This is a genomic window from Streptomyces sp. NPDC001407 (assembly GCF_042895325.1).
GTDB lineage: Bacteria > Actinomycetota > Actinomycetes > Streptomycetales > Streptomycetaceae > Streptomyces.
The window spans coordinates 186319-212821 of sequence record NZ_JBIAWF010000003.1 but is presented as its reverse complement, the minus strand read 5'-3'; the positions used below and the strand labels follow the sequence as shown (position 1 = coordinate 212821).

20 protein-coding genes and 1 pseudogene are annotated in these 26503 nt (G+C 72.7%); 13 read left to right on the top strand and 8 right to left on the bottom strand.

Annotated elements, in window-relative coordinates; genetic code table 11:
* Positions 1-214: 214 nt before the first annotated feature.
* The 7 genes from ACFY1P_RS06495 to ACFY1P_RS06465 all read left to right on the top strand — a co-directional run bounded on the left by ACFY1P_RS06495 (position 215) and on the right by ACFY1P_RS06465 (position 9942).
* Positions 215-1312, top strand: coding sequence for a hypothetical protein (locus tag ACFY1P_RS06495; protein ID WP_361523619.1), 1098 nt, complete (start codon positions 215-217; stop codon positions 1310-1312).
* Positions 1313-1458: 146 nt separating this feature from the next.
* The gene (locus ACFY1P_RS06490; protein ID WP_361523622.1) at positions 1459-2022 is read left to right on the top strand and encodes a sigma-70 family RNA polymerase sigma factor; all 564 of its coding nucleotides are present in this window, start codon (positions 1459-1461) and stop codon (positions 2020-2022) included.
* A gap of 171 nt (positions 2023-2193) precedes the next feature.
* A complete protein-coding gene (locus tag ACFY1P_RS06485; protein WP_390749900.1) occupies positions 2194-3126 on the top strand; it encodes a D-alanyl-D-alanine carboxypeptidase family protein in 933 nt (310 codons plus the stop codon).
* A gap of 468 nt (positions 3127-3594) precedes the next feature.
* A complete protein-coding gene (locus ACFY1P_RS06480; protein ID WP_390749899.1) occupies positions 3595-5592 on the top strand; it encodes an ABC transporter ATP-binding protein in 1998 nt (665 codons plus the stop codon).
* Between the two features lie 564 nt (positions 5593-6156).
* Positions 6157-6804, top strand: a complete 648-nt coding sequence (locus ACFY1P_RS06475) for a DUF4360 domain-containing protein (protein WP_361523629.1) — start codon at positions 6157-6159, stop codon at positions 6802-6804.
* A gap of 277 nt (positions 6805-7081) precedes the next feature.
* Positions 7082-7669 (top strand): ATP-binding protein, encoded by a 588-nt coding sequence (locus ACFY1P_RS06470; protein WP_390749898.1) that lies wholly within the window; start codon positions 7082-7084, stop codon positions 7667-7669.
* Between the two features lie 182 nt (positions 7670-7851).
* On the top strand, positions 7852-9942 hold the full coding sequence (locus tag ACFY1P_RS06465) for a SpoIIE family protein phosphatase (RefSeq protein ID WP_390749897.1): 2091 nt from the start codon (positions 7852-7854) through the stop codon (positions 9940-9942).
* 20 nt (positions 9943-9962) lie between these two features.
* Here the strand turns inward: ACFY1P_RS06465 and ACFY1P_RS06460 are convergent, their stop codons facing one another.
* The 6 genes and pseudogenes from ACFY1P_RS06460 to ACFY1P_RS06435 all read right to left on the bottom strand — a co-directional run bounded on the left by ACFY1P_RS06460 (position 9963) and on the right by ACFY1P_RS06435 (position 18621).
* Positions 9963-10466 (bottom strand): hypothetical protein, encoded by a 504-nt coding sequence (locus tag ACFY1P_RS06460; protein ID WP_390749896.1) that lies wholly within the window; start codon positions 10464-10466, stop codon positions 9963-9965.
* Positions 10467-10650: 184 nt separating this feature from the next.
* Entirely contained in the window at positions 10651-11556 is a 906-nt protein-coding gene (locus ACFY1P_RS06455) for a ribokinase (RefSeq protein ID WP_390750025.1), read from the bottom strand.
* A 28-nt stretch (positions 11557-11584) separates the two neighbouring features.
* Positions 11585-13479 (bottom strand): annotated as a pseudogene (locus ACFY1P_RS06450) (substrate-binding domain-containing protein).
* Positions 13469-15052 (bottom strand): sugar ABC transporter ATP-binding protein, encoded by a 1584-nt coding sequence (locus tag ACFY1P_RS06445; protein ID WP_390749895.1) that lies wholly within the window; start codon positions 15050-15052, stop codon positions 13469-13471. Before ACFY1P_RS06445 ends, ACFY1P_RS06450 begins: the two are co-directional and overlap by 11 nt.
* A gap of 18 nt (positions 15053-15070) precedes the next feature.
* Positions 15071-16060 (bottom strand): LacI family DNA-binding transcriptional regulator, encoded by a 990-nt coding sequence (locus ACFY1P_RS06440; RefSeq protein ID WP_361523643.1) that lies wholly within the window; start codon positions 16058-16060, stop codon positions 15071-15073.
* A gap of 152 nt (positions 16061-16212) precedes the next feature.
* Positions 16213-18621 (bottom strand): phosphoketolase, encoded by a 2409-nt coding sequence (locus tag ACFY1P_RS06435; protein ID WP_390749894.1) that lies wholly within the window; start codon positions 18619-18621, stop codon positions 16213-16215.
* Positions 18622-18858: 237 nt separating this feature from the next.
* On the opposite strand from ACFY1P_RS06435, the gene ACFY1P_RS06430 reads away from it, so the two are divergent.
* Both ACFY1P_RS06430 and ACFY1P_RS06425 read left to right on the top strand, forming a co-directional pair.
* The gene (locus tag ACFY1P_RS06430) at positions 18859-19698 is read left to right on the top strand and encodes a SigB/SigF/SigG family RNA polymerase sigma factor (protein ID WP_390749893.1); all 840 of its coding nucleotides are present in this window, start codon (positions 18859-18861) and stop codon (positions 19696-19698) included.
* 92 nt (positions 19699-19790) lie between these two features.
* Positions 19791-19982 (top strand): hypothetical protein, encoded by a 192-nt coding sequence (locus tag ACFY1P_RS06425; protein WP_361523651.1) that lies wholly within the window; start codon positions 19791-19793, stop codon positions 19980-19982.
* Positions 19983-20049: 67 nt separating this feature from the next.
* Here the strand turns inward: ACFY1P_RS06425 and ACFY1P_RS06420 are convergent, their stop codons facing one another.
* Complete coding sequence (locus ACFY1P_RS06420; protein WP_361523654.1) at positions 20050-20352, bottom strand: chaplin; 303 nt, start codon at positions 20350-20352, stop codon at positions 20050-20052.
* A 459-nt stretch (positions 20353-20811) separates the two neighbouring features.
* On the opposite strand from ACFY1P_RS06420, the gene ACFY1P_RS06415 reads away from it, so the two are divergent.
* Entirely contained in the window at positions 20812-22284 is a 1473-nt protein-coding gene (locus ACFY1P_RS06415; protein WP_361523656.1) for an SDR family NAD(P)-dependent oxidoreductase, read from the top strand.
* 81 nt (positions 22285-22365) lie between these two features.
* Here the strand turns inward: ACFY1P_RS06415 and tsaD are convergent, their stop codons facing one another.
* The gene (gene tsaD / locus ACFY1P_RS06410; RefSeq protein ID WP_390750024.1) at positions 22366-23430 is read right to left on the bottom strand and encodes a tRNA (adenosine(37)-N6)-threonylcarbamoyltransferase complex transferase subunit TsaD; all 1065 of its coding nucleotides are present in this window, start codon (positions 23428-23430) and stop codon (positions 22366-22368) included.
* Positions 23431-23560: 130 nt separating this feature from the next.
* On the opposite strand from tsaD, the gene cbiE reads away from it, so the two are divergent.
* From cbiE to ACFY1P_RS06395, 3 genes are all read left to right on the top strand, one after another.
* Positions 23561-24814 (top strand): precorrin-6y C5,15-methyltransferase (decarboxylating) subunit CbiE, encoded by a 1254-nt coding sequence (cbiE, locus tag ACFY1P_RS06405; RefSeq protein WP_390749892.1) that lies wholly within the window; start codon positions 23561-23563, stop codon positions 24812-24814.
* Positions 24815-24964: 150 nt separating this feature from the next.
* The gene (gene cobM / locus ACFY1P_RS06400) at positions 24965-25705 is read left to right on the top strand and encodes a precorrin-4 C(11)-methyltransferase (RefSeq protein WP_361528779.1); all 741 of its coding nucleotides are present in this window, start codon (positions 24965-24967) and stop codon (positions 25703-25705) included.
* Positions 25706-25795: 90 nt separating this feature from the next.
* Entirely contained in the window at positions 25796-26494 is a 699-nt protein-coding gene (locus ACFY1P_RS06395; RefSeq protein WP_361528777.1) for an ester cyclase, read from the top strand.
* The last annotated feature ends 9 nt before the right edge of the window (positions 26495-26503 follow it).

Here is a 26503-nt window from a genome sequence, read left to right as displayed (position 1 = left end):
GGGGCCGAGGCTGCCGGGACCGCGGCACCGCCCCGCACCCACAGCGCACCGAATCCACCGACCGCCGATCGACGAATGGCATGACGACACCATGAATCCGGTCCCGATACCCGGTTCCCGCACAGGAGACCCCGGCCCGGCGACGGAGCCGGCCGCCGGGCCGGCGCTGCCCGCGTCGCCGGCCCGGCGCCTGGCGAAACGTATCTTCCCGTGGGTGTGGCCGGCCCTCGCGGTCTACGCCGCCACCACCGTGCTGCACCTCGTGCTGCTCGCCGCGATGGCCGGCCCCGAAGGCCCCGGGCTGCGGGAGTCGCTGCTCTCCTGGGACGGCAAGCTGTACGTCGACATAGCCGCCAACGGCTATCCCGACGACTACACCTACGCCGCCGACGGCAGGCTCACCGGCAACAACCTCGCGTTCTTCCCGCTGTATCCGCTGCTGATCCGCGTGGTGCACACCTGCACGGGCCTCAGTCACGAGACGGCGGGCATCGTCACCGCCCACCTCGCGCTGATCGCCGCGCTGATCGTCGTGCAGGCCCTCCTCACCCGGCTGTACGGGCGGCGGACCGCCGTCATCGGGACCGTCCTGCTCGCCGGGGCGCAGCCGATGGCCGTCGCGTTCCTCATGTCGTACAGCGAGTCGCTGTTCCTCGCGCTGGCCGCCGGGACGCTGCTGGCCGCGCACCGCCGCGCCTGGCTCACCGCGGGCACGCTCGCGCTGCTCACCGGGCTGACCCGGCCCGCAGCCGCGGCCGTGGTGGCGGCCCTGGCCGTGGCAGTCGCCCTGGAACTGCTCCGCGAACGCCGCCCGCGGGCCCGCCCCTTGGCGGCCCTCGCCCTGGCCTGCGCGGGCACGCCCCTGTACCTGTGGTGGGTGGGGGCGCGCATCGGTGACCTGGACGCGTGGTTCTCCATCCAGGAGGCCGGGTGGGGCACGCACTGGGACAACGGGGCGGCGTTCCTCGGCTTCCTCCGCGACTCGCTCGGCCACAGCGAGGGCTGGGTGCCGGTGAGCACGGCCGTGCTTCTGCTCGGGCTGGTCTGCGCGACGGTCGTGGCCTGGCGGCGCGACGCGTGGCCGCCGCTGCTCGTCCACGGCACGGGCATCCTCGTCCTCACGCTCTGCCAGAGCAACTACTCCCACTCGAAGCTGCGTCTGCTGGTGCCGGGCCTGCTCTTCCTGGTGCCCGCGGCGAGAGCACTGGCCCGGGCGCGTCCGCGCACGGCGGTGGTCGCCCTGACGGCGGCGACCGCGTTCGGCTGCTGGTACGGCGCGTACATGCTGACGATCTGGCGCTACGCGATCTGAACGCCCGGGGCGGGGAGGTAAGGCACCTCACTGTCGCGCGCGAGTAATCATGCCGCTGCGGAGAGTTAAAATTTTTGACGTGTTGCCGCACAACCAGCTCCGCCTTCCGGTTCATTGGACGCACCGCACGACGGATCGAGGGATCTGTGACTGGAGAGACGGACCGGCTCCCGCCGCTCCGCATGCGCAGCCGTCGACTGGCGATCACCTTCGCCGCCTTCCGCGAGATGCACGCGAGCCGCTGGTGCGCGTATGTCCATGTGCACACCGGGGACGGTGAGGCGGCGGAGGAGATCGTGGCGGCGGTCTTCGGGCAGCTGGGCCGGCAGTGGCCGCACGTGCTGCGCCGGCCGTCCGCCGACTCGTACGCCTGGACGTCGCTCAAGGAGCACCTGGCGGCCTGGCTCGCGGTGCGCGGCCGTGACTCGGCGCTGGTGACGGCCGCGTTCGGCTGCGTGACCCGCCTGCCCACCGAGTGCCGGCAGCGGTTCGAGCTGCTGGAGAACCGGATGGCGCTGTACGCGGCGATCGCCCGGCTGCCCGAGCGGCAGTGCGACGCCCTCGTCCTCAACCACGTGATCGGATACAGCGTGGTCCAGGTCGCGAGCCTGCTCGGCGCCGACGAGGCCCTGGTGCACTCCCACATCGGCCACGCGAAGCGCAAGCTCGCGTCCGGCCTGTCCGTCGGGCATCCCGTCAGCGGGAGTTGACGCTTCCCGGGCGGGACGCGCGCAAGGCGTCCCTCTATCACATGCCCACACCCTCCTTCCGTCAGCATGCGAGGCCCCAATCACCCTTTGGTGAGGCGGATTTCGTCACCTGCGGCGACCGGTGCAACGATGCGCTCGCCCGAACCGACTATCCGAGTAACTGGAGCCTGTATGCAGCGATGTGGGGGAGCATCGGCCGGCCGCTGGGGAGCGGCGGTGATCGCGTCGGCCACGGCCGTCGTCCTCGCGCTCCCGGCGCCCATGGCGGAGGCCGCCGGCGCGAGCGGCCCGCCGAAGGTCGCCGCGAAGGGCGCGTATCTGCTCGACAGCGGTGCCGACAAGCAGCTGTGGGCCAAGGAGGCCGACACCAGGCGGCAGATGGCCAGCACCACCAAGATCATGACGGCGGTCGTGGTGCTCGACGGCCACGGGGCGGACCTCGACCGGCAGATCGAGGTCAAGCAGGCCTACCGCGACTACGTCGCACGCACCGGAGCGAGCACCGCCGACCTCCGTACCGGCGACAAGCTGACGGTCAGGCAGCTGCTCTACGCGCTGATGCTGCCGTCCGGCTGTGACGCCGCCTACGCGCTCGCCGACACCTTCGGCAGCGGCGACGACGAAGGGGCGCGCACCCGTTCGTTCATCGCCATGATGAACAAGAAGGCGTCCGAACTCGGGCTGAGCCGCACCACCTACGACTCCTTCGACGGCATCTCCTCCCGGGGCGGCAACCTCACCACCCCGCGCGACCTGGCGAAGCTCTCCCGGCACGCGCTCGGGAACCACACCTTCCGCCAGGTCATGGGCTCTCTGAACACCCAGCAGAAGGCGGCCAACGTCAACCGCCTCTACACCTGGTACAACACCAACAAGCTGCTCGGCTCCTACAAGGACGTCATCGGCATCAAGACCGGCACCACCACGGCCGCCGGTCCCTGCCTGGTCTTCGCCGCGCAGCGCCGGGGCCGCGCCGTGGTCGGCGTGATCCTCGACGACGCCACCGCCCGCTATCCCGACGCCGCCAGGATGCTCGACTACGCCTACGGCAAGCACACCGAGCTGAAGCTCCGCAAGCTCCCCCCGCTGGCCCGCGAGGACTGAAGCCGCCCGCCCCCGCCGACGATCCCCGAGAGCCCGGACCCCGACCGGAGGTCCGGGCTCCGCGTGTGCGGGCATGCCTGTGTGAGTGTCCGTCACTTCCCAGGAAACGGCACTGTTTTGTACCTGAACGAGTGAACCGGCAGCCGGGAAGTGCCGGATGCCGAACTTCCCGGCACGCAGGCGGAGATAGAGTCCTTCCTGTCCGGAAACGGACATCGGATCCCCGCGTTCGCCGACGGTTGTACCGGACCGCACCGCCGTCCGCCGGGGCCCGCCGCCCCCACTCCGACTCCTCGGCACGTCGCCGCCCACCCCCGCGGCCTTCGCATGCCCATGGGCCCTGCCCAAGAACGGGAGCACACCCCCACCGCTTCGTCCACCGAACCCTGGAGGCGCCATGTCCGCCCGGACCGACCCGCGGAACGCCCCGCGAGCCCGCCGCCCACAGCCCGCCGCGGCGGGGGCACGATGACCGTCCTCAAGGGGCGGGCACCACGGACGATCCCCGTCTCGGCGAGCGAACTGCTGCTGTTCGGCGGCGCCTTGCGGTGCGACGCGGCGTTCGTGAACCACGGGAAGCCCCTCCTGAGGCTCACCTTCCGGTCGATGGCGCGGCAGTTCCCGGCCATGGCCGGCACGGTGGCGAAGGCCGCCTGGCGCGAGGACCCCGCCGCACTGCTCACCCTGCTGGGCGCCGAGCTGGGGCAGGGCGCGGCCCGCGCCTTCGGGCTGGTGGCCACCAATCAGGTGCTCGTGGCCCTCTTCGCCTCCGGGCCCACCCCCGAGCGGATCCACCGGGGGCTGCCCGCCCTCCTGGCCGTCACCGCGGTCAGCGCGGCCTCCGCCCTGCTCGCCTCGGTCTCCGTGGCCGCCGCCGGACAGTTGGAGCCCAAGGTGGAGCGGGTGTGCACCGCCCGCTTCTACCGCACCGCGGTCCGGGTGGAGCTCGCGATGCTGGAGGACAAGGACTTCCACCGCAAGCTCGACGCGGGCCGCTTCGGCACCGACGCGGTGCGGAGGATGCTCGGCTCCTCGGTGCTCGTGGTCAACGCCCTGATCGGGCTGGTCTCCGCGGCCGGTGTGCTGGCCCTGCTGCACCCGTCGCTGGTGCTCATGCTGCTGCTGATCGCGGCACCCAAGGGCTGGGGCGCGGTCGTCTCCGCCCGCCGCCAGTACGCCTCGCGGCACGCCTGGATCGAGCACCGGCGCGCGATCTCCGTCATCACCTCCAGGCTGACCAGCCAGGACTCGGCCGCCGAGATCCGCGTCCACGGCGCGGGCCGGATGCTCGTCGACGCCTACGACGACATGGCGGCGACCATGGAGAAGGAGCAACAGCGCCTGTCCCGCGCCCAGGCGGTCACCCAGAGCGCGTCCTCGGCGCTGTCCGGGCTGGCGGCCGTCGCCGCGTACGGCGTGCTGTGGCTGCTGCTGGCCTCCGGCGGGGTGCCCCTGGCGGTCGCCGGCACTGCCGTGATCGCCGTACGCACCGGCGGCGCCGGGCTCACCTCCCTGGTGATCCAGGTCAACCGCCTCTACGAGGAAGCGATGTATCTGGGCGATCTGGAGGACGCCTGCCGCACCGCCGAGCGCAACGCCATCCCCTCCGGTGGGACGCCGCTGGCGGCGGGGGTGCGCGAGATCCGGCTGGAGAAGGTCTCGTTCGTCTACCCCGACACCACCGTCCCCGCGCTCCGCGAGGTCAGCCTGGCCGTTCCGCCCGGCAAGGTCGTGGCCCTGGTCGGGGCGAACGGCTCCGGCAAGACCACCCTGGCCAAGCTGATCGCCGGGCTCTATCTGCCGACCTCGGGCCGTCTGTCCTGGAACGGCGTCGACGTCCGGGAGGCGGACCGCGACCAGCTCTTCGACCAGGTCGCCGTCCTGTCCCAGGACTTCCCCCGCTGGCCCATGACCGCCCGCGCCAACGTCCACATCGGCCGGCCGGGTCGGCGGCTCGACCAGGAGCTCATCGACCGAGCGGCCGCCGACGCAGGCGCGACCGATGTCGTCAACTCCCTTCCGCATCAGTGGGACAGCCTGGTCATCAAGGGCTTCGAGCGCGGCACCCAGATCTCCGGCGGCCAGTGGCAGCGGCTGGGCAGCGCGCGCGCCCGCTACCGCCGCGCGCCCCTGCTCATCGTGGACGAACCCACCTCCGCGCTGGACCCCAAGGCCGAGGCCGAGGCGTTCCGTTCGCTGCGGACGCTGACCGACGAGGGCACGACCGTCCTGCTGATCACCCACCGGCTGGCCGCGACCGCGACCGCCGACCTCATCTATGTGCTCGACCGTGGCCACCTCGTGGGCGCAGGCACCCACGAGGAGCTGATGGCCGTCGAGGGCGGGCTGTACCGCTCGATGTACGAGCTCCAGGCCGCCCAGTACGGCATCGAGCCCGCTCCGCGATCCGTCCCCGACCCCGTCAGGCGCAATGGTTCCCCGCATGCACAGCCCGCCCAGGCCTGACGGCCGCACCGACGCCCCGTCCTCGTCCCGGCCTTCGCCCTCCGCTCCGTCCCTGCCGCATCCCAGGTCCCCCTCGGAGCAGTCGCCCCCGCCTGTTCGGCTGTCCGCTTCCGTTCAGCCGGCTCCGCCCGCTCCCGAACCACCGGCTCCGCCCGCGGTCGTGCCCGAACCGTCGGCTCCGCCCGCCCGGCCGCCGCTGGGTCCCCTGGCGAGCACCTTGCGTGATGTCTTCGGGTGCCTCGGTGTGATCACGGCGGCGGTCCTCATCTCCTTCCTCTGTGTTCACTTGAGCCACGCGTTCCCCGAACTCTCGGCCAAATGAACGGAGTCGGGCGTCGGCCAATACCGGCCAAGAGGCCGCATGGCCGACGCCGACTCTGGCGGACCGGTGTGCCGCCTCCTACCATTCGAACGCTCCCGTCCCCACGGGTCACCCCCGGGCATGACTTGTCATGATCATGCCCTGAAATCGTTCAGTTCTCACTCATTCCGTTTCCGGAATCCGTCCCCCGGCGTCCGGCCGGAATGCGACCGCTCAGTCCAGGACAACGATTGGAGAGAGCCATGCCCGCCGGTCTTTTCGCAGGGGCCACTATCGCGGCGCTGTTCAGCGCGCCGTTCTCCACGTACGGTCCCTCGGTCATCGTCAACCCGCCGCCGGACAAGATCGTGATCGAGATAGCGACCGTGAACGGCTCGGGCTGCCCGCAGGGGACCGCCGCGGTGGCCGTCTCGCCGGACAACACCGCCTTCACGGTGACCTACAGCGACTACCTCGCCCAGGTGGGCCTGGGGTCCAAGCCGACCGACGCGAGAAAGAACTGCCAGCTCAACCTGATCGTCCATGTGCCCCAGGGCTTCACCTACGCCATCGCCAGCGCGGACTACCGCGGCTACGCCCAGCTGGAGAACGGCGCGACCGGCGCCGAGAAGGCGTCGTACTACTTCCAGGGGCAGTCCCAGACCGTCCCCAGCATCCATAACTTCAAGGGCGCCTACGCCGACAACTGGCAGGCGACCGACCAGGTCGACATCGCGTCCCTGGTCTGGGCGCCGTGCGGCGAGCAGCGCAACTTCAACATCAACACCGAGCTGCGCGTCAACGCCGGGACCTCGGACCCGACCAAGTCCACGAGCTACATGACCATGGACTCGACCGACGGCAACCTCAACACCATCTACCACCTGGCCTGGAAGGAGTGCCCGAAGTAGGCACGACACCTGTGAGGGGTGGCGGGCCGGCGGGCCCGTCACCCCCGGCGCCGGCCGGGACTTTATGCCGTCCACAGCCGACGTCACCTGCGGCGATAGCACTCCGCACGGCCTTGGTCACATAATGGGTATAGACCTCTGGCGGAAAGCGCGCGAATGTGGGGGGAACCACCGCGAAGACCAGCGGCCCGAAATCCGCTCCCGCAGGACCGTCCCGGCGTCGGAGACACGTTCCCGGCCGGCGCCCTTCGCGCTACCTCGATTGCCCTTGAGTCAGATGCCTGCAACCAGCCGTGACACCGTGAGTCCCCCGCACACGGGCGATGCCGTCACCAGCGACCCCGACCCGGTCACCGGCCGGGCCGCCGCGCCACGGCACGGCCTCCGGTCCTCCTGGGCCACCGCCGGGCTCCCCCTGTGCATGCACAGCCCGCCCGCGCGGCGGCACCCGCACTACCCCCCGCCGCACCCCTCCCGCACGATCTCGCTGCCCGCGACCGTGCGCTCCGTGGCCGCCGCCCGCCGGTTCGCGGAAGGGCTGCTGGCCGAATGGGGCCTGCACGAGCTCGTCGGCGACACCGCCCTCCTGCTCTCCGAGCTGGTCACCAACGCCGTGGTCCACGTGAGCGAGGCCGCCGGCGACATCGAGCTCGTGCTGACCCGGGCACGGGGACACCTCGTCGCCCAGGTCTCCGACACCGGCGGACACCTGCCGCGCTGCGGCGAGGCGGGCCCGGACAGCGAGAACGGGCGCGGGATGTGGCTCGTCGAGCAGATCGCCACCCGGTGGGGCCACCGGCCGTCCGCCAAGGGCAAGACCGTCTGGTTCACGCTGGCCCTCCCCGCCCCCGCCCCCGCCCGCTGACCTCCGCGCCCCGGACCATGGGCGAACGCGCACAGGCTGCGCACCGAGCGGGTTCGGAGAGACCATGGAAGTCGCTGCGGCGACATGGTGGAGCGGCCGGGGGAGACCCGGAGTGACCTGCCGGTCCGGCCCGACCGGCGCGAGGCCGCCGCACCACCCTCTGGGGCGGAAGGAGGTCCTCGATGGGGACGACCGACGCGTACCGGTCGGAACCCGGCCCTGCCGCGGGCGCGCCCTACGAGCCGGGCGGCCTGCTGGACGTGCTCAACGTGGCCGCCGTCGTCCTGGACGGCAAGGGGCGGATCGTCCTGTGGAGCCCGCAGGCGGAGGCCCTCTTCGGCTGGAGCGCCTCGGAGGCCCTCGGGCAGTACGCCGCCGAGCTGCTGGTCATCGACGAGCACCTGGGGCCGGTGCTGGAGCTGTTCGCCAAGGTGATGGGCGGCGAGTCCTGGGCCGGCGTCTTCCCCGCCCGGCACAAGGACGGCACCGCCCGGCTGGTGGAGTTCCGCAACATGCGGCTGGAGGACCGCAGCGGCGACTTCTACGCCCTCGGGATGGCCACCGACCAGGAAGTCCTCCGCCACATCGAGCGGGACCTCGCCCTCTCGCTCCGGCTGGTCGCCCAGTCGCCCATCGGCCTCGCCGTCCTCGACACCGACCTGCGGTTCGTCATGGTCAATCCCGCGCTGGAGCGCATCCACGGACTGTCCGCCGAGGAGCATCTCGGCCGGCACGTCGGCGAGGCCCTGCCGCTCGCGGACGTGGCCGAGATCGAGTCCGCCATGCGCGAGGTGCTGGCCACCGGCATCCCGCTGCTGGACCGCTTCGCCGTGGGCCGCGCCGGTGGCGGCGTCACCGAGGACCAGGCCCAGCTGGTCTCGTACTACCGCCTGGAGGACCCCGCCGGGCGCACCCTCGGCCTCGCCACCTCCGTCGTCGACGTCACCGACCGGCACCGGGCGAACAACGAGGCCAGGCGGCGCACGGCCCTGATCGCCGACGCCTCCGTGCTGATCGGCACCACCCTCGACCTGGACCGCACCGCCCAGGAGCTCGCCCAGGCCGTGGTGCCGGGCCTGGGCGACGTCGCGGCCGTCGACGTCCTCGACACGGTGCTGGCCGGTGAGCGCGCCGTCCCGCCGGACGGGGACGCCGCCGTCTTCCGCGCCCTCGCCGTGGCCTCCACCGACTCCGCCGGGGCCACCGACGCCGTCCGCGCCGCCGACCCGCCGGGGCAGATCGCGAAGTACGCGGCCGACCGGCTGGTCACCCGCTGCGTGACCACCGGGCGGCCCGTGTGCGTCGCCCGGGTCCACGACCGCGACCTGCCCCGCATCGCCCGCGACGGGGCGGCGGCCGAGCTGCTGGCCCGCGCCGGACTGCGCTCCTACCTCGCGGTTCCCCTGATCGCCCGGGGCGAGGTGCTCGGCGCGCTGGACCTCAAGCGCATCGGCAACCCCCGGCCCTTCGGCGAGGACGACATCGCGCTCGCCGGGGAACTGGCCGCGCGGGCCGCCGTCAGCATCGACAACGCGCGCTGGTACCAGCGCGAGCGCAGCACCGTCCTCACCCTCCAGCGCAATCTGCTCCCGCAGCGGCCCGCGCACCTGGTCGGCCTGGAGATCGCCTACCGCTACCAGCCCGCGGGCGCCGCCAGCAACGTCGGGGGCGACTGGTTCGACGTCATCCCGCAGGCAGGTGAGAAGAGCGCCCTGGTCGTCGGGGACGTCATGGGCAGCGGCATCAACGCGGCCGCGGCCATGGGCCAGTTGCGCACCGCCGCCCGGACGCTCTCCCAGCTGGGGATCGCCCCCGACAGGGTGCTGCACCACCTCGACCACACCGCCACCGGTCTGGACCAGATGATCGCCACCTGTGTCTACGCCGTGTACGACCCCCACGAGGCCCGCTGCCACGTCGCCACCGCCGGCCACCTGCCGCCCGTCCTCGTACGCCCGGGTCACCGCCCCGAACTGCTCGAACTGCCCGCCGGAGCGCCGCTGGGCGTCGGCGGTGTCCCCTTCGAGAGCGTCAGCCTGCCGCTGTCCCCCGGTGACCGGCTCGTGCTGTACACCGACGGCCTGGTGGAGACCCGGGACGAGGACATCGACACCCGCCTCGAAGCCCTGCTCTCCGTCCTGGCCGGCGCTCCCCAGGACCTGGAGGCCACCTGCGACCTGCTGCTGAGCTCACTGCGCGACGGCAACGACCAGGACGACGTGGCGCTGCTGATCGCCCGGGTCAAAACGGAGCCCGCCCCGGACGCCCGGTGACGGACGGCTCCCGCACGGCCTCAGCGGAGCTGGATGCGGTACGCCGCCCCGTCGTCCTTCAGCGTGATGTGGGCCTCGCCCTTCGCGCCCGCGTAGCTGCCCGTGCCGCCCGTCACCGCCGCGGTCGTCGGATAGGGGCCGCGGCCGAAGCGGTTCGTCAGGGAGGTCAGGACCAGCGTGCCCCGATCGGTGCGCAGGACGCGCTCGCACTGGGTCACGATGCCCTCGTAGCGCGCCAGCACCACGTCGCAGCGGTCGCTGGCGTCGCCCACGCGCTTGCCCGCGGTCTCCTTGCCGTCCTTGCCGGTCGCCGCGGTGTGCAGGTCGAAGTAGGTCACCCAGCGGTCCCCGGTCCGTGGGTGCTCCGGCTCGGTGCCGACCTTCTGCACCGTGACCAGGCGGAGATCCTTGTCCCCGTCGGCGGCGGCGGGTTGCAGGGACAGCACGCTGATCGTCACGGCGCCGGCGGCGGCCACCGCGGCGGCGGCGATGCTCAGGGCGCGGCGGGGACGGTCACGGAACATGTCGGTCCTCCAGATCGAGTCGGAGCGGCCCGGCCCCGGCGATCCCATCCGCCCCGTCCGGCACCGCGTTCACCTCGACGCCGACGGTATCGCGGAGCGACCGCGTGGCGACACATCGTCACCCACGAGATACAGCCAAATGTTCGATAGTTGAACGCGGTTGACGATATGCGGACCGGGTCCGCTACCCGGGGAGTTCGGCGCGGGTCGGGTACGACGGCTGCGCACCGCTCTTCGACACCGCCGCCGCCCCCACCCGCACGGCGAACCGCGCCGCCTCCAGCAGCGAGGCCCCCGTGGCCAGTTGACCGGCCAGCGCCCCCGTGAAGGCGTCCCCGGCCCCGGTGGTGTCGACGACCTCGGCGGGTACTCCCGGCACGACGGCCGGCTCGTCGTCCGTGGCGTCCAGGACCAGCGCGCCGCGCCCGCCGAGGGTGACCACGACCGAACGCGCGCCCATCCTCCGCAGTCCGGTGATCCACTCGCGCGCTCCCGCGCAGTGGAGCTTGGAGATCCGCCGCGCCTCGTGCTCGTTGACGACCAATGGATCGGCCGCCTCGAAGAGTTCGGGATCCAGGTCGCCCGCCGGCGGGGGCGAGGGGTTGAGCACGACGCGGGTGGCGGTCTCCCGGGCGACGCGGACCGCCTCCCGTACGGTCTCCTCGGGGATCTCCAGTTGCAGCGAGACCACCGCGGAACCGGCGATCACCTCCCGCGACGCCCGCACGTCGGCGGGGGAGAGGTGTGCGTTGGCGCCGGGGGAGACGACGATGCTGTTGTCGCCGTCCGCGCCGACGATGATCATCGCGGTGCCGGTCCGGGCGCCCTTCTCCACCACGACGTGCCGCACCTCGGCGCCGGACGCGCGCTGACCGGCCAGCACCAGCTCGCCGTAGGCGTCGTCACCGACCTTCGCCAGCAGGGCCGTGCGGGTCCCGAGCCGGGCGGCAGCGGCGGCCTGATTGGCGCCCTTGCCACCGGGCGACTCCACCAGGTCCGACCCCAGCACCGTCTCGCCCGCGTCAGGCCGACGGCCGACCCGGACCGTCAGATCGGCGTTGGCCGAGCCCACGACCAGTACGTCGTACATCTTCTTCTCGTTCACGTCCTCAACCCTCTCAGCCCGCGAAGCCGCCGGCGTTCTCCCGGGTCACCAGCACCACGGGAACCTTCACCTCGCGCGGCAGCGACTTGTGCTCCGCGGCCCGGACCGCCCAGTCCACCGCCTGCCTGCCGAGCAGCCTGGGCTGCTGGGCGACGGTCGCGGTCAGGGCCCCGTCCCGTACGGCCGCGATGCCGTCCGGCGTGCCGTCGAAGGCGACCACCTTCACGGCCTTGCCGGAGCGGGCACCCAGCGCCTTGGACGCGCCGAGCGCCATCTCGTCGTTGGCGGCGAAGACACCGGCGAGGTCACCGTGCGCCTGGAGCATGTTCGCCATGACGTCCATGCCCTTGGTGCGGTCGAAGTCGGCGGGCTGCCGGGCGACGACCTCGATGCCCGGATAGGCCCGGATGCCCTCCTCGAAGCCCTTGCCGCGCTCCCGGGCGGCCGACGTGCCCGGCAGGCCCTCCAGGAACGCCACCTTCCCCTTGCCGCCGACCGCTTCCGCGAGCGTCTTCGCCGCCAGCCGCCCGCCCGCGGCGTTGTCGGAGGCGATCGTCGAACCGACCTTGCCGCCGTTGACCCCGCGGTCGATGGATATCACCGGTACGTCCGCGCGGTTGGCGACCCCCACCGCAGGCACCGCGGCGTCCGAGTCGACGGGATTGATGACCGCCGCCTTGACGTTCTGACTGGTGAACGTCTCCATCTGGTTGACCTGTTGCACCGGGTCGTTCTGCGCGTCCGTGATGTTGATCTTCAGGCCGCGGGCCTTCGCCTCCTCCTGCGCGCCCTTCTTGATGCCCACGAAGAACGGGTTGTTCATCGTGGACAGCGCGAGCCCCAGATCCGTGTGGCCGCCGCGGTCGCAGCCGCTCAGCGCGAGGGCACCGGCCAGCGCCGCCGCCGCGGCCACCGCTCCCGTACGCCCCCTCATCGCGCGCTCCGGCGGCGCAGCGTGTCCAGCAGCACGGCCAGCGCGATGACCAGGCCCGTCGCGACCTGCTGCCAGAAGGCCGACACCGACAGCAGGTTGAGGCCGTTGCGCAGCACCGCGAGGATCAGCGCGCCGATCAGCGTGCCCGACGCCTTGCCCGAGCCGCCGGACAGGCTCGCCCCGCCGATGACCACGGCGGCGATGGCGTCCAGTTCGTAGCCCACGGCCGCCTGCGGCTGCGCCGAGGTCAGCCGGGAGGCCAGCACGATGCCCGCCACCGCGGCGAACAGCCCGGAGAGCGCGTAGACGACGAGCTTGCGGCGCCGGACGTCGATGCCCGAGAGCCGGGCCGCCTCCTCGTTGCCGCCGATCGCGAACATCGCCCGCCCCGTGTACGTCCGTGCCAGGACCAGCGCCGCGACGGCCCCCATCGCGACCATCACGAGCACGGGCACCGGCAGCCAGCCGCCGAGGGTGTCGCCGAGCCGGCCGAGCGAGGAGGGGAAGGCGATCGGGGAGCCGCCCGAGATGACGAGCGCGAGGCCGCGGCCGACGGACAGCATCGCCAGCGTGGCGATGAAGGCGGGGAGCCGCCCGTAGGCGACGAGCGCGCCGGACACCAGCCCGGCCACCACGCCCACCGCAAGACCCAGCGGCACCGCCACCACCACCGGCAGCCCCTGGGACGTGGCGGCCCACGCGACCACCGTCGCCGAGAGCGCGGCCACCGAGCCGACGGACAGGTCGATGCCCGCCGACACGATCACGAACGTCACGCCGAACGCGAGGATCGCCGTCACCGACGCCTGGACACCGACGTTGAGGAGGTTCTGCCCGCCCAGGAAGTCCCGGGACAGCGCCGCCATCACCACGACCAGGGCGACCAGCCCGCCCAGCGGGCCGTTGCGGAGCACCGCCCTCGTGAACCACTGCCCGGGGGTGACCCCGGGCGCCCGAAGCACCTCAGCCGACATCGGAGCCCTCCATCGCGCTCTGATCCATTGTCCTGTCCAAGTGCGGCACCCCGACCGCGAGTTCCATCACCGCGTCCTGCGTGGCCTCCTCGCCCGCGAGCTCACCGACTATCCGGCCCTGGGCCATCACCAGCACCCGGTCGCTCATCCCGAGCACCTCCGGCAGGTCACTGGAGATCATCAGGACCGCGCGGCCCGTGGCCGTCAGCTCGTTGACGAGCCGGTAGATCTCGACCTTCGCGCCGACGTCGATGCCGCGCGTCGGCTCGTCGAGGATCAGCAGCCGGGTGCCCGCCAGCAGCCACTTGCCGATGACGATCTTCTGCTGGTTGCCGCCCGACAGCGTGCGCGCAGACTGCTCGAGACCGCTCATCCGCACCTTCAGCCGCTCGGCCACCGCCGCCGCCTCGTGGCGCTGCGCCCGCCGGTCCACGAACCCGCCGCGGGTGTCGCGGTCGAGCCGCGCCAGGGTGAGGTTGTCGCGCAACGAGGCGTCCAGGAGCAGGCCCTGGCCCTTGCGGTCCTCGGGGACGAGCCCGAGCCCGGCCCGCATGGCGGCCCGTACGTCACCGCGGGCCAGCACCCTGCCGTCCACCTCGACCGTGCCGGCGTCGTAGCGGTCCACGCCGAACAGCGCCCGCGCGACCTCGGTGCGGCCCGCGCCCACCAGCCCGGCCAGCCCCACGACCTCACCGGCCCGCACCTCGAAGGCGACGTCGGCGAAGCCCGGGCCCCGGCCGCCGGTGCGGGTCAGCCCCCGCACCCTCAGCAGGGGCGCGCCCGGCTCCCCGGGGCGCTGCCGCGGATACTGCTCGGCGATGTCGCGGCCGACCATCAGCCGGATGAGCTCGTCCTCGTCCGTCGAGGCGGGCACCTCCGCCACCGAGCGCCCGTCGCGCAGCACCGTCACCCGGTCCCCGAGCGCGGCGATCTCGTCCAGGTGGTGGGTGATGAAGATGACGCCGACGCCGCTCTCCCGCAGTTCGCGGACGATGCCGAAGAGGGTCGCGACCTCCTCGGAGGTGAGGACGGCGGTCGGCTCGTCCATGATCAGTACGCGGGCGTCCAGGCTGAGCGCCTTGGCTATCTCCACCATCTGGAGCCGGGCGATGCCCAGTTCGGAGACCGGGGTGGCGGGGGAGACGTCGAGGCGCACCAGGCGCAGCAGCTCGGCGGCGCGGGCGCGCATGGTGCGCCGGTCCACGAGGCCGAGCGCGGTGCGCGGCTGCCGCCCGAGGAAGATGTTCTCCGCGACGGTGAGCCGGGGGACGAGGTTGAACTCCTGGTGGATGGTGGCGATACCGAGGCGCTCGGCGTCCTGCGCGGAGCGGATGGCGGCCTCCCGCCCGTCGACCAGGATGCGGCCCCCGTCGGGGCGGTGGGCGCCGGAGAGCATCTTGATGAGGGTGCTCTTGCCCGCCCCGTTCTCCCCCAGCAGGACGTGCACCTCACCGGCGCGCAGGCTCAGGTCCACCCCGTCCAGCGCCCGTACGCCGGGGAAGGACTTGGTGACCCCTTCGACCCGCAGCAGCTCCCGGCCACCGGCCGGGGAGTCGTCTTCGACGCCGGTCATGCGGTCCTCCTCTCTCGTTCATTCGCCGCAGGAACGGCGGGCCACGAACCGCGCCGGCAGCAGCACCGACGGGGCCTCGCGGCCCTCGATCCGTTCCAGGAGCGTGTGCACGGCGGCGCGTCCCAACTCCCGCGTCGGCTGGGCGATCGCGGTGAGCGGCGGGTCCGTGTGCGCGAACCACGCCACGTCGTCGAACGCCACCAGAGCCACGTCGGCGGGGATGCGCAGGCCCCGTGCCCGCACCTCGTCGAGCGCGCCCAGGGCCATCAGGTTGTCCGTGGCCAGCACGGCGTCCGGCGGCTCCGGCAGGTCCAGCAGCGCCCGCATCATCCGCTGCCCGCCGACGGGGGAGAGGTCGGGCGAGGAGACGATCCGCTGCGCGGGCAGGGCGATCCGGTGTGCGGCCAGGGCCGTCCGGAAGAGCTCCAGGCGCTCCTCGCCGATGGGCGTCCCGGCGGGGGCCACGATGACGGCGGGCCTGCGCCGCCCCAGCGCCGCCAGGTGCGCGGCGAGTTCGGTGAGCGCCTGGCGGCCCTCGGCCCGTACGCAGGGGGCGGCGACGCCGGGCACCGCCCGGTCGAGGAGGACGAGCGGGGTGCCGGAGGAGACGACCTCGCCGAGCATCGCGGAGCCGGTGCCCGCGGAGCTGACCATCAGGCCGTCGATGCGCCGGTCCAGGAGGGTGCGGATGTAGTCGTCCTGCTGGTGCGGGCTCTCCCCGGCGTTGCCGATGATCAGGGTGTAGCCGAGCCGCCGGGCCTCCTGCTCGACAGCGTCGGCGAGTTCGGTGAAGAAGGGGTTGCGGAGGTCGCTGATGACCAGGCCCAGCGTGCGGGTGCGTGCGGTGCGCAGCGCGCGGGCGACCACGTTGGGCCGGTAGCCGAGCTCCGCCACGGCCGCGAGGACGCGGTCGCGGGTGGCGGCCACGGCGGAGCGGCCGTTGAGCACCCGGGAGACGGTGGCGACGGACACGCCCGCCCGCTCGGCCACGTCCTTGATGTTCGCCATGACGCTCCGTCGGCCGCGGGGATGTAATCGATTTCGTGCGGCTCAGGTAATCGATTACACACACGCACCGTCAAGATGCCGTCGGTGTGACGCGCGTCATATCCCTGCTCGCCGACTCCTGTGACTTCAGGCCCGGTTCACGACAGGGCGGTTCACGACAGGGCGGACGCGCCGGACCACGTCCAGTCCCGCACCTCCGGCATGTCCGTGCCGTGCTCCCGGATCCAGGCGTGGTGCCGCGTACGGGCGTCCGCCATCGCCTGCCGGACCGGCGCCGAGCGCACGCCCAGGCCGGGGACCCGGTCGATGACGTCCATGACCAGGCGGTAGCGGTCCAGGTCGTTGCTGACGACCATGTCGAAGGGCGTGGTCGTCGTGCCCATCTCCTTGTAGCCGCGCACGTGCATGCCGACGTGGCCGGTGCGGCGGTAGGTCAGCCGGTGGATGAGCCATGGGTAGCCGTGGTAGGCGAAGATGACCGGTCGGTCGCGGGTGAACAGCGCGTCGTACTCCGCGTCGGACATCCCGTGCGGGTGCTCCTCCTTCGGCAGCAGGCGCGTCATGTCGACGACGTTGACGATCCGTACGGCCAGGCCGGGCAGGTGGCGGCGGAGCAGGTCGGCGGCGGCCAGCACCTCCTGGGTGGGGACGTCGCCCGCGCAGGCGAGCACGATGTCGGGCGGCCGCTCGCCGGTCTCCGTGCCGGCCCAGGTCCACACCCCGGCGCCGCGCGCGCAGTGGGCGCGGGCCTCGTCCAGGGTGAGCCAGTCGAAGCAGGGCTGCTTGCCCGCGACGACCACGTTGACGCGGTCGCGGCTGCGCAGCACGTGGTCGGCCACGCACAGGAGGGTGTTGGCGTCCGGCGGGAGGTAGACGCGGACGACGTCGGGCGACTTGTTGAGCACGTGGTCGACGAAGCCGGGGTCCTGGTGGGAGAAGCCGTTGTGGTCCTGGCGCCAGACGTGCGAGGTGAGCAGGTAGTTGAGGGAGGGGACGGGCCGGCGCCAGGGCAGGGCCCGGGAGGTCTTGAGCCACTTGATGTGCTGGTTGACCATGGAGTCCACGATGTGCACGAAGGCTTCGTAGCAGGAGAAGAGGCCGTGCCGGCCGGTGAGGGTGTAGCCCTCCAGCCAGCCCTGGCAGAGGTGTTCGGAGAGCACCTCCATCACCCGGCCGTCGTGGGCGAGGTGTTCGTCGGTGGGCAGGGTCCGCTCCTGCCACGCCTTGCCGCTCGCGGCGTAGACGGCGTCCAGCCGGTTGGAGGCGGTCTCGTCCGGGCCGACGAGCCGGAAGTTCCGGCGCTCCGCGGTGTCGGCCATCACCTGCGCGAGCAGGCCGCCGAGCACCCGGGTCGGCTCGTGCAGGGCGGTGCCGGGCTTGTCCACGGGCACGGCGTAGTGCTCCAGCGGCGGCAGCGGCAGCGAGCGGGTGAGCAGGCCGCCGTTGGCGTGCGGGGTGGCACCGAGCCGCCGGGTGCCGCGCGGTACGTACTCCAGCACCCGCGGCAGCGGCCGCCCCCGCGCGTCGAAGAGCTCCTCCGGACGGTAGGAGCGCAGCCAGCTCTCCAGCATGCGCAGGTGCTCGGGGTTGTCCCGGACCCCGGAGAGGGGGACCTGGTGGGCGCGCCAGGTGTCCTCGACGGGCAGGCCGTCGACCTCGGCCGGGCCGGTCCAGCCCTTGGGCGTGCGGAGCACGATCATCGGCCAGTGCGGGCGGTCGGGCACACCCTCCTCGCGGGCCACGCGCTGCGCGGTGGCGATGTGGTCCAGGGCGTGGTCGAGGGCGGCCGCCAGCGCCCGGTGCACATGGGCCGGGTCGTCACCGGAGACGTACAGCGGCTCGTGGCCGTAGCCGCGCAGCAGCCGGTCCAGCTCCTCCTCGGGGAGGCGGGCGAGGACGGAGGGGTTGGCGATCTTGTAGCCGTTGAGGTGGAGCACGGGCAGGACCGCCCCGTCGTGCACGGGGTCGAGGAACTTGTTCGCGTGCCAGGACGTGGCGAGCGGCCCTGTCTCCGCCTCGCCGTCCCCGATGACGCAGGCGACCAGCAGGCCGGGGTTGTCCAGGGCGGCGCCGTAGGCGTGGGCGAGGGAGTAGCCGAGCTCGCCGCCCTCGTGGATCGAACCGGGCGTCTCCGGGGCGACGTGGCTGGGCACCCCGCCGGGGAAGGAGAACTGCCGGAACAGCCGCTCCATGCCCTCCGCGTCCCGGCTCACGTCCGGATAGACCTCCTCGTAGCTGCCCTCCAGCCAGGAGTTGGCGAGCACGGCCGGCCCGCCGTGGCCCGGGCCCCAGACACAGATCGCCTCCAGGTCCCGTGCGGTGATCACGCGGTTGAGGTGGGTGTGGATCAGATTGAGGCCGGGGGTGGTGCCCCAGTGGCCCAGCAGCCGCGGCTTGATGTGCTCGGGTTCCAGCGGGACGGTCAGCAAGGGGTTGCTCAGCAGGTAGATCTGCCCGGCGGAGAGGTAGTTGGCCGCGCGCCAGTGGGCGTCCAGGGCCGCCACCTCGGCATCGGTGAGCCCGCTCGTACCCGGCGCGGCGATGTGGCGGTGCGTGGTCATGGAGCCTCCCGTGCGGTGGCGGACGCGCGTCGCGGCTGGGCGGGTACCCGATGCCCGGCGGAAGGAAACGACACCGGCGGCACGGTCACCGTGAGTGCGCGCGGGACTGCTCCGAGTCGCGTAAACCCCAGGCGCGCGTGATGCTGGTGTGATCGTGGCCGGCAACGGCCGCCCGAGCCTCAAGGAACGGTGGCGCCGGCTCCTCCGGTGCCGCCCGCACACGTCGGGAGTGTGCGCGTGAGCGAGGGGAGCAGCGTGATCATGGCCGAGACGACCCAGCGGCGGCGCACCCGCGACGCCCCCGACACGGCCGGCGACTTCGTGCTCCTCGCGGCCCTGCCCCCCGGCCCGGAGCGCGACCGCCTCCGCCAGGAAGTGATCGCCGCCTGGCTGCCCATGGCCGAGCGCATCAGCCTGCGCTTCCGCAGCAGCGGCGAGAGCCCCGCCGACCTGCGCCAGGTGGCCGCCCTCGGGCTGGTCAACGCCGTCGACCGCTACGACCCCGGGCTCGGCCACGCCTTCGAGACCTTCGCCGTTCCCACCATCAACGGCGAACTCAAGCGCCACATCCGCGACCACGCCTGGTCGGTGCACATACCCCGCCGCGACCAGGAGCTGCGCACCGCGGTCCGCACCGCGCAGACGGCCTTGGCGCACCGGGACGCGCGGGCCCGGACGACCCCGGCTGAGCTGGCCGCGGAGACCGGGCTGACCATGGAGGAGGTGCTCCGCGGGCTCGCGGCCGAGGGCGTGCACAACACGCTGTCGCTGGACCACCCGGTCCTCGGTGCCGACGACCTCCCGCTCGCCGAGACCCTGGGCTGGGCGGACCGCGCGCTGGACCTGGTCGTCGACCGGCAGTCCCTCAAACCGCTGCTGAGCGCGCTGCCCGAGCGGGAGAAATGCGTCCTGTACTGGCGTTTCTTCGGAAATCTCACCCAGAAACAGATAGGGGCCCGCCTCGGCGTCTCCCAGATGCAGATCTCCCGCATCCTCAGCCGCACCTGCGCCCGGCTGCGCCGGGAACTGCTCGGCCAGGCCGCCGCCCCACCGGGCCGCAGCCCCGCCCCGGGGTGAGTACGGCGGGCTCGCCGTACGTACTCCGCTGCGGCGGCTTTCCGTACACCTGCTTTCCCTGGCAGTTCCCGCACGGCAGGAGGCGCATCACCATGACGTCCGGCCACACCCACCTGACCCCCGATCTGCCGCCGATCGTCGAGATCCCCGATCTGCCCGGTGCCCAGCACCCCAGACGGAAACCCGCCGACCCCGGTGGCGAGGAAGCCGCACATGGCGGTGGCGCCCACCATGATGACCATGATGGGCGCCACGAACGCGCAGGTGAGGACTCCGGCGGCTGACTGTGACCCCTCCCCGGCGCGGGGTGCGCGGATGCGGCCGGCTGGAAGCACGCTCCGCGCAGGCGGGTTACCAGCGGTCGTGGTCGCCGTGGCCGTGACCGCCGTGGTGGCTGTGGAAGTGCTCTTCCTCGTCGACGTTGGCGCAGGTGTTGCCGAAGGTGGGGTTCAGCAGACCGACGATGTCGATCGTGTTGCCGCAGAGGTTGAGCGGGATCTGAATCGGCACCTGGATGGCGTTGCCCGAGATGATGCCGGGGGAGCCGACGGCCGCGCCCTCTGCTCCAGCGTTTGCGGAAGCGATTCCCGCGGCGCCGGAAACGGCGGCGCCGGCGGCGAGGGTCAGGGCGGCGGCCTTGGCGATACGCGACATGGCTAAACCTTTCTCATGGGTGTTGAGCGGCAATTGTTGCCGGAGAATCCAAAGGGATTCGCCCAATATCGGCGCCGAACACCATAATTAACCCGGAAAGCTCAATAAGTCATATGGAATGCATTCGGGGTTGATGGGGGCGGTGAGGCATTCCTGGGAAGGGGCGTGAGCGGGCTTGGCCGGTAAGGGAGTTCGCTCCGGAAATGCCCAACTCCCTTTACGGAAAGGTGTTTTCCGTGGTGCGCCGGATGCTTTCGCGTCCCGGTGCCCGCGTCGCCCCCCGGCGGGCCGGGCCGCCGTGCCGGTCGTGACCCACGGTGAGGGGTCGGTCACCGGTGCCGCGGCGGGCGCGCCTGGATCGTGTGATGTTCGGCGCTCGGGTTTGTCGTGGCAGGCTCCGCCTACGTACAGTTCTTCGAAGCTTCAATAGATCAGAAGAACTGGGAAACGACAGCGCCGATGACGGTCACAGAAGAAAGCCGCGACGGTGCGGTCCACCAGTCGGGCATCGATCCCGAGCGGATGGCGGTCTGCCTGAGCGTGCTCGAGGAGCTCGACCGGCTGCCGGTCGACCACCCGCACGCGATCGAGATCCGCCGTGCCACCGCCGGGATCTACCGCACGGTCAAGCAGCGCCGCCGCCAGGAGCGCCGGGCCGCCAAGACCGCCAACGACAAGGCCGTCACCGAGGCCACCGCCACCGGCGCCGCGGACCGCATCGACGACGAGACGCGCGGCATCCCCCTCGCGGCCACCTCCACCGCCCAGATCGTCGGCATCCTGGAGCGCCCCCGCTCCTGCTACATCTGCAAGACGCGGTACGTCGAGGTCGACGCCTTCTACCACCAGCTCTGCCAGTCCTGCGCCGCGGAGAACCGCGCCCGCCGGGACGCCCGCACGGACCTCACCGGCAAGCGCGCGCTGCTCACCGGCGGCCGGGCGAAGATCGGCATGTACATCGCCCTGCGGCTGCTGCGGGACGGCGCGCACACCACGATCACCACGCGCTTCCCCAACGACGCGATCCGCCGCTTCAAGGCCATGCCGGACAGCGCGGAGTGGCTGCACCGGCTGAAGATCGTCGGCATCGACCTGCGCGACCCGGCCCAGGTCGTCGCCCTGGCCGACTCGGTCAGCGCCGAGGGTCCGCTCGACATCCTGATCAACAACGCGGCCCAGACGGTCCGCCGCTCCCCGGCCGCCTACCGCGAGCTCGTCGCCGCCGAGGCGGCCCCGCTGCCCGCCGGTGAGCTGCCCGCCTCGGTCGTCTTCGGCGCCTTCGGCAGTGGCGCCCAGGCCGCGCTGCCCGCCCCCGCCGGGGCCAAGCACGACGAGCTCACCCCGCAGGCGCTCACCGAGCTCGCCCTGACCACCGGCTCCGCCTCGCTCGCGCGGGTCGAGGCCGGCACGGCGATCGACGCGGGCGGCCTGGTGCCCGACCTGGACGCCACGAACACCTGGATCCAGACGGTGGAGGAGGTCGACCCCGTCGAGCTCCTCGAAGTGCAGCTGTGCAATGTGACCGCGCCGTTCGTGCTGGTCAGCCGACTGCGCCCGGCGATGGCCGCCTCCACGGCCCGCCGGAAGTACGTGGTGAACGTCTCCGCCATGGAGGGCGTCTTCAGCCGCGGCTACAAGGGCGCGGGCCACCCGCACACCAACATGGCCAAGGCCGCGCTCAACATGCTCACCCGCACCAGCGCGCAGGAGATGCTGGAGACCGACGGCATCCTCATGACCGCCGTCGACACCGGCTGGATCACCGACGAGCGGCCGCACCCCGACAAGGTGCGCCTCGCGGAGGAGGGCTTCCACGCGCCGCTCGACCTGGTCGACGGTGCGGCCCGCGTCTACGACCCGATCGTCCGGGGCGAGGCCGGTGAGGACCTCTACGGCTGCTTCCTCAAGGACTACGAGCGCGCGAACTGGTAGGCGGGAGGGGGCCGTCCGCCCCCTCCCCACACAAAAGGGTGCCGCAGGTGATCTCTCACCTGCGGCACCCTTTTGTGCCGGTCAGGCGGCCCGCACGACCGCCCGTGGCGTGAGCGCCGCGTACTCCAGGGGCGCCGAGGGGTCGATCGACAGGTCCAGCGGCGCCGGCTCCGCGCCCGCGCGGACCAGCAGGTCGCCGACCGCGGCGACCATCGCGCCGTTGTCCGTGCACAGCCGCAGGGGCGGCACGCGCAGCTCGATCCCGGCCGCAGCGCAGCGCGACTGCGCGAGCGCCCGCACACGCGAGTTCGCCGCCACCCCGCCGACCACCACCAGCGTGCCCACGCCGTGCTCGACGCACGCGGCGACCGCCTTGCGCGTCAGGACGTCCGCCACCGCCTCCTGGAGCGAGGCCGCGCCGTCCGCGACGGGCAGCGGCAGCCCCGCCGCCCGGTGCTGCTCCGCCCAGCGCGCGGCGGCCGTCTTGAGGCCGGAGAAGGAGAACGCGTAGCGGTCGTCCCGCGGCCCCGTGAGCGGCCTCGGGAACGGCACCGCCCGCGGGTCCCCCTCGCGGGCCGCCCGGTCGACGGCGGGCCCGCCGGGGTAGGGGAGGCCGAAGGCCCGGGCGACCTTGTCGAAGCACTCGCCCGCCGCGTCGTCGAGCGTGTCCCCGAGGTGCGTGATCGGATCCCGCGCCAGGTCCCGCACGAGCAGCAGGGACGTATGGCCGCCGGAGACGATCAGCACCACGCAGGGGTCGGGCAGCGGACCGTGCTCCAGCGCGTCCACGGCCACGTGCCCGGCGAGGTGGTGCACGCCGTAGAGCGGCACCCCCAGCGCGTACGCGAAGCCCTTCGCGGCCGCGACGCCGACCTGGAGCGCTCCGGACAGCCCCGGTCCCGTGGTCACCGCCACCGCGCCGATGTCGCTCATCGACAGCCCCGCGTCGTCGAGCGCGGCCCGCACCACGGGCGCCGCCGCGTGCACGTGCGCGCGGGCGGCGATCTCCGGCACGACGCCGCCGAAGCGCGCGTGCTCGTCCATGCTGGAGGCCACCGTGTGCCCCAGCAGCTCCCCGTCCCGGACGAGCCCCGCACCGGTCTCGTCGCAGGACGACTCGATCCCCAGCACCACCGGTGAACGCACCACGTCACGCCTCCTGCCACTTATAAGTAAATGCACATCCTATGCATTAAGGGCCCGGCTGTTCCGCCATCTCCCCAGGTCAGTAGAGTTCCGGTGCCCCTGACCACCACAGATACCGAGGTGCGCCCCCGTGAGCCACGCCCCCGTCACCGTCGTAGGCATCGGCGCCGACGGCTGGCCCGGCCTCGCCCCGGTCTCCCGGGAGGCGCTGCGCGACGCCGAGGTGCTGATCGGCGGACCCCGGCAGCTGGACCTGCTGCCCGCCGAGTGCGCGGGGGAGCGCGTCGCCTGGCCCTCGCCGCTGCGCCCGGCGGTGCCGGGACTCCTCGCCGCGCACACCGGACGCCGGGTCTGCGTGCTCGCCAGCGGTGACCCCATGTTCTTCGGCATCGGCCGCACGCTCGTGGACGTCCTCGGCGACGCCACCGGGCTGCGCGTCCTGCCGCACCCCTCCTCCGCGTCCTACGCCTGCGCCCGGCTCGGCTGGCCGCTGGACGACACCGAGGTGCTCAGCCTCGTGGGCCGCCCCCTCGCCGCGCTCACCGCCGCCCTGCACCACGGGCGCCGGCTGCTCCTCCTCAGCTCCGGGGCGGACACCCCCGCCGAGGTCGCGGCCCTGCTGGCCGACCGGGGCTACGGGCCGAGCCGGATGACCGTGCTCGAACAGCTCGGTGGCGCGCGCGAGCGCCACGTCGAGGGCACGGCGGACGGCTGGCGGCAGCCCCCCGGCGACGCCCTCAACGTGATCGCCGTCGAGTGCCTCCGCGCCCCCGGCGCGCCCCGCCTGCCGCTCACCCCCGGCCTGCCGGACGAATCCTTCGAGCACGACGGACAGTTGACGAAGCGTCATGTGCGCGCCGTGACGCTGGCCGCCCTCGCCCCGGCCCCCGGCGAGCTGCTGTGGGACGTGGGCGGCGGCTCCGGCTCCATCGGCATCGAGTGGATGCGCGCCCACCGCTCCTGCCGGGCCGTCACCGTCGAGCGCGACGCCGTACGGGCCGGGCGGATAGCCCGCAACGCCGAAGCCCTGGGCGTGCCCGCGCTGCGCGTCGTCACCGGCGCGGCCCCCGCCGCGCTCGCCGGACTGCCCGTGCCCGCCGCCGTGTTCATCGGCGGCGGGCTCACCGCGCCCGGCCTGCTCACCGCCTGCTGGGACGCGCTTCCCGAGGGCGGGCGCATCGTCGCCAACACCGTCACCCTGGAGTCCGAGGCGCTGCTCGGCGAGTGGCACCGGCGCCACGGCGGTGAGCTGACGCGCCTGGCCGTCGCCCGCGCCGTCCCCGTCGGCGGCTTCACCGGCTGGCGGCAGGCGATGCCGGTGACGCAGTGGGCGGCGGTCAAGCGGTCGCCCGGGGTCGGTGGCGCCGGACCGGTGCTCCCCTGAACCAGCTCGGGCGGCAACCCCGCCCGAGCGCTCCGCTGGAAGTGCGGTCCACTGGGAGCCGTCGCGCTCGTACAACGCCACAGCCCCGCGCCCCGACGGGCGTGGTACCGCACCGGAACTTCCCCAAGACCGCTTAGGAGACCTCCAGCCATGACCGTGTACTTCATCGGCGCCGGCCCCGGTGCCGCCGACCTGATCACGGTGCGCGGCGCGCGGACGCTCGCCCGCTGCGGCGTCTGCCTCTACGCGGGCAGCCTCGTCCCGCGCGAACTCCTCGCCGAGTGCCCGCCCGACGCCCGCCTCGTCGACACGGCGCGGCTGGACCTGGACCAGATCACGGCCGAGTTCGTGCGGGCGGACAAGGCCGGGCACGACGTGGCCCGGCTGCACTCCGGCGACCCCGCCGTCTTCAGCGCCGTCGCCGAGCAGATGCGCCGCCTGGACGCGGCGGGCATCGCGTACGAGATCGTGCCCGGCGTGCCCTCCTACGCCGCGGCGGCCGCCGCCCTCGGCCGTGAACTGACCGTGCCCACCGTCGGCCAGACCGTGATCCTCACGCGCGTCGCCCAGCAGGCCACCCCCATGCCCGAGGGCGAGGACCTGGCCACGCTCGGCCGCAGCGGCGCCCTGCTCGTCCTGCACCTCGCGGCCCGCTACGCCGACCGCGTCGTCGCCGAACTCCTGCCGCACTACGGCCCCGAATGCCCCGCGGCCGTCGTCGCCATGGCCAGCCGCCCCGACGAACTCGTCCTGCGCGGCACGCTGGCCGACATCGCCGGACAGGTGAAGGAGGCGGGCGTGGTGCGGACCGCGGTCATCATCGTCGGGCGGGCGCTGGCGGCCGAGCAGTTCCCGGACAGCCACCTCTACTCCACGACCCGCGCCCGCTGAGGCGCGGCTACCCCCGCGTAGCCCCTCCGCGCCTCCCGGGCAGGTGCGCCAGGTCTAACCTGGACATATCACCCGGGAGGTGAGGCCGCTATGGCATTTATGCAAATAGTGGACTGCAAGACCCGTAGCTATGACGACATGAACCGGCTCATGGACCAGTGGGTCGAGGCGACCGAGGGCAAGCGCACCGCCACCCACGCCGTCGTCGGCCGGGACCGCTCCGACAGCGATCACTATGTGGAGATCATAGAGTTCCCCTCCTACGAAGAAGCGATGAAGAACTCCGGTCTTCCGGAGACCAACCGCATCTTCGAGGAGATGGTCGCCCTCTGCGAGGGGGAGCCCGTCTTCACCGACCTCGAGGTCGTCCGCGACGAGCAGCTCAACAAGGCCACCGCCCGCCGCTTCTTCGAGGACATCGCTGTCGGGGGCGACCTCGGTCTCATCGACGAGCTCTTCGCCGCCGACTACCGCGACCACGACATCGGCAAGGAGACGGACACCACGATCGGCTCCGACGTCATGAAGGACGACGTCACCAACTGGCGTGCGGCGTTCGACTTCCACTTCGCGCTCCACGGCCAGCTGGCGGAAGGCGACCAGGTGGCCACGTCGTGGACGTGGCGGGGCACGCACACCGGCGAGTTCATGGGCCTCGCGCCCACCGGCCGGGACGTCGAGATGACGGGCGTCACCGTCTTCGCCTTCAGCGACGGCCGGATCCAGGAAGGGTGGTGGACGTACGACCTGATGCGGCTGGCCCGGCAGTTGGGCCTGGTGAAGTCCTAGCGTACGGGC

Coding starts and splice junctions, on each gene's coding strand:
- ACFY1P_RS06470 (WP_390749898.1), top strand. CDS start 7,082: ATGCCTGCAACCAGCCGTGACACCGTGAGTCCCCCGCACACGGGCGAT.
- cobM (WP_361528779.1), top strand. CDS start 24,965: ATGACCGTGTACTTCATCGGCGCCGGCCCCGGTGCCGCCGACCTGATC.
- ACFY1P_RS06395 (WP_361528777.1), top strand. CDS start 25,796: ATGGCATTTATGCAAATAGTGGACTGCAAGACCCGTAGCTATGACGAC.
- ACFY1P_RS06435 (WP_390749894.1), bottom strand. CDS start 18,621: ATGACCACGCACCGCCACATCGCCGCGCCGGGTACGAGCGGGCTCACC.
- ACFY1P_RS06465 (WP_390749897.1), top strand. CDS start 7,852: ATGGGGACGACCGACGCGTACCGGTCGGAACCCGGCCCTGCCGCGGGC.
- ACFY1P_RS06420 (WP_361523654.1), bottom strand. CDS start 20,352: ATGTCGCGTATCGCCAAGGCCGCCGCCCTGACCCTCGCCGCCGGCGCC.
- ACFY1P_RS06425 (WP_361523651.1), top strand. CDS start 19,791: ATGACGTCCGGCCACACCCACCTGACCCCCGATCTGCCGCCGATCGTC.
- ACFY1P_RS06460 (WP_390749896.1), bottom strand. CDS start 10,466: ATGTTCCGTGACCGTCCCCGCCGCGCCCTGAGCATCGCCGCCGCCGCG.
- ACFY1P_RS06440 (WP_361523643.1), bottom strand. CDS start 16,060: ATGGCGAACATCAAGGACGTGGCCGAGCGGGCGGGCGTGTCCGTCGCC.
- ACFY1P_RS06415 (WP_361523656.1), top strand. CDS start 20,812: ATGACGGTCACAGAAGAAAGCCGCGACGGTGCGGTCCACCAGTCGGGC.
- ACFY1P_RS06455 (WP_390750025.1), bottom strand. CDS start 11,556: ATGTACGACGTACTGGTCGTGGGCTCGGCCAACGCCGATCTGACGGTC.
- ACFY1P_RS06445 (WP_390749895.1), bottom strand. CDS start 15,052: ATGACCGGCGTCGAAGACGACTCCCCGGCCGGTGGCCGGGAGCTGCTG.
- ACFY1P_RS06475 (WP_361523629.1), top strand. CDS start 6,157: ATGCCCGCCGGTCTTTTCGCAGGGGCCACTATCGCGGCGCTGTTCAGC.
- ACFY1P_RS06480 (WP_390749899.1), top strand. CDS start 3,595: ATGACCGTCCTCAAGGGGCGGGCACCACGGACGATCCCCGTCTCGGCG.
- ACFY1P_RS06485 (WP_390749900.1), top strand. CDS start 2,194: ATGCAGCGATGTGGGGGAGCATCGGCCGGCCGCTGGGGAGCGGCGGTG.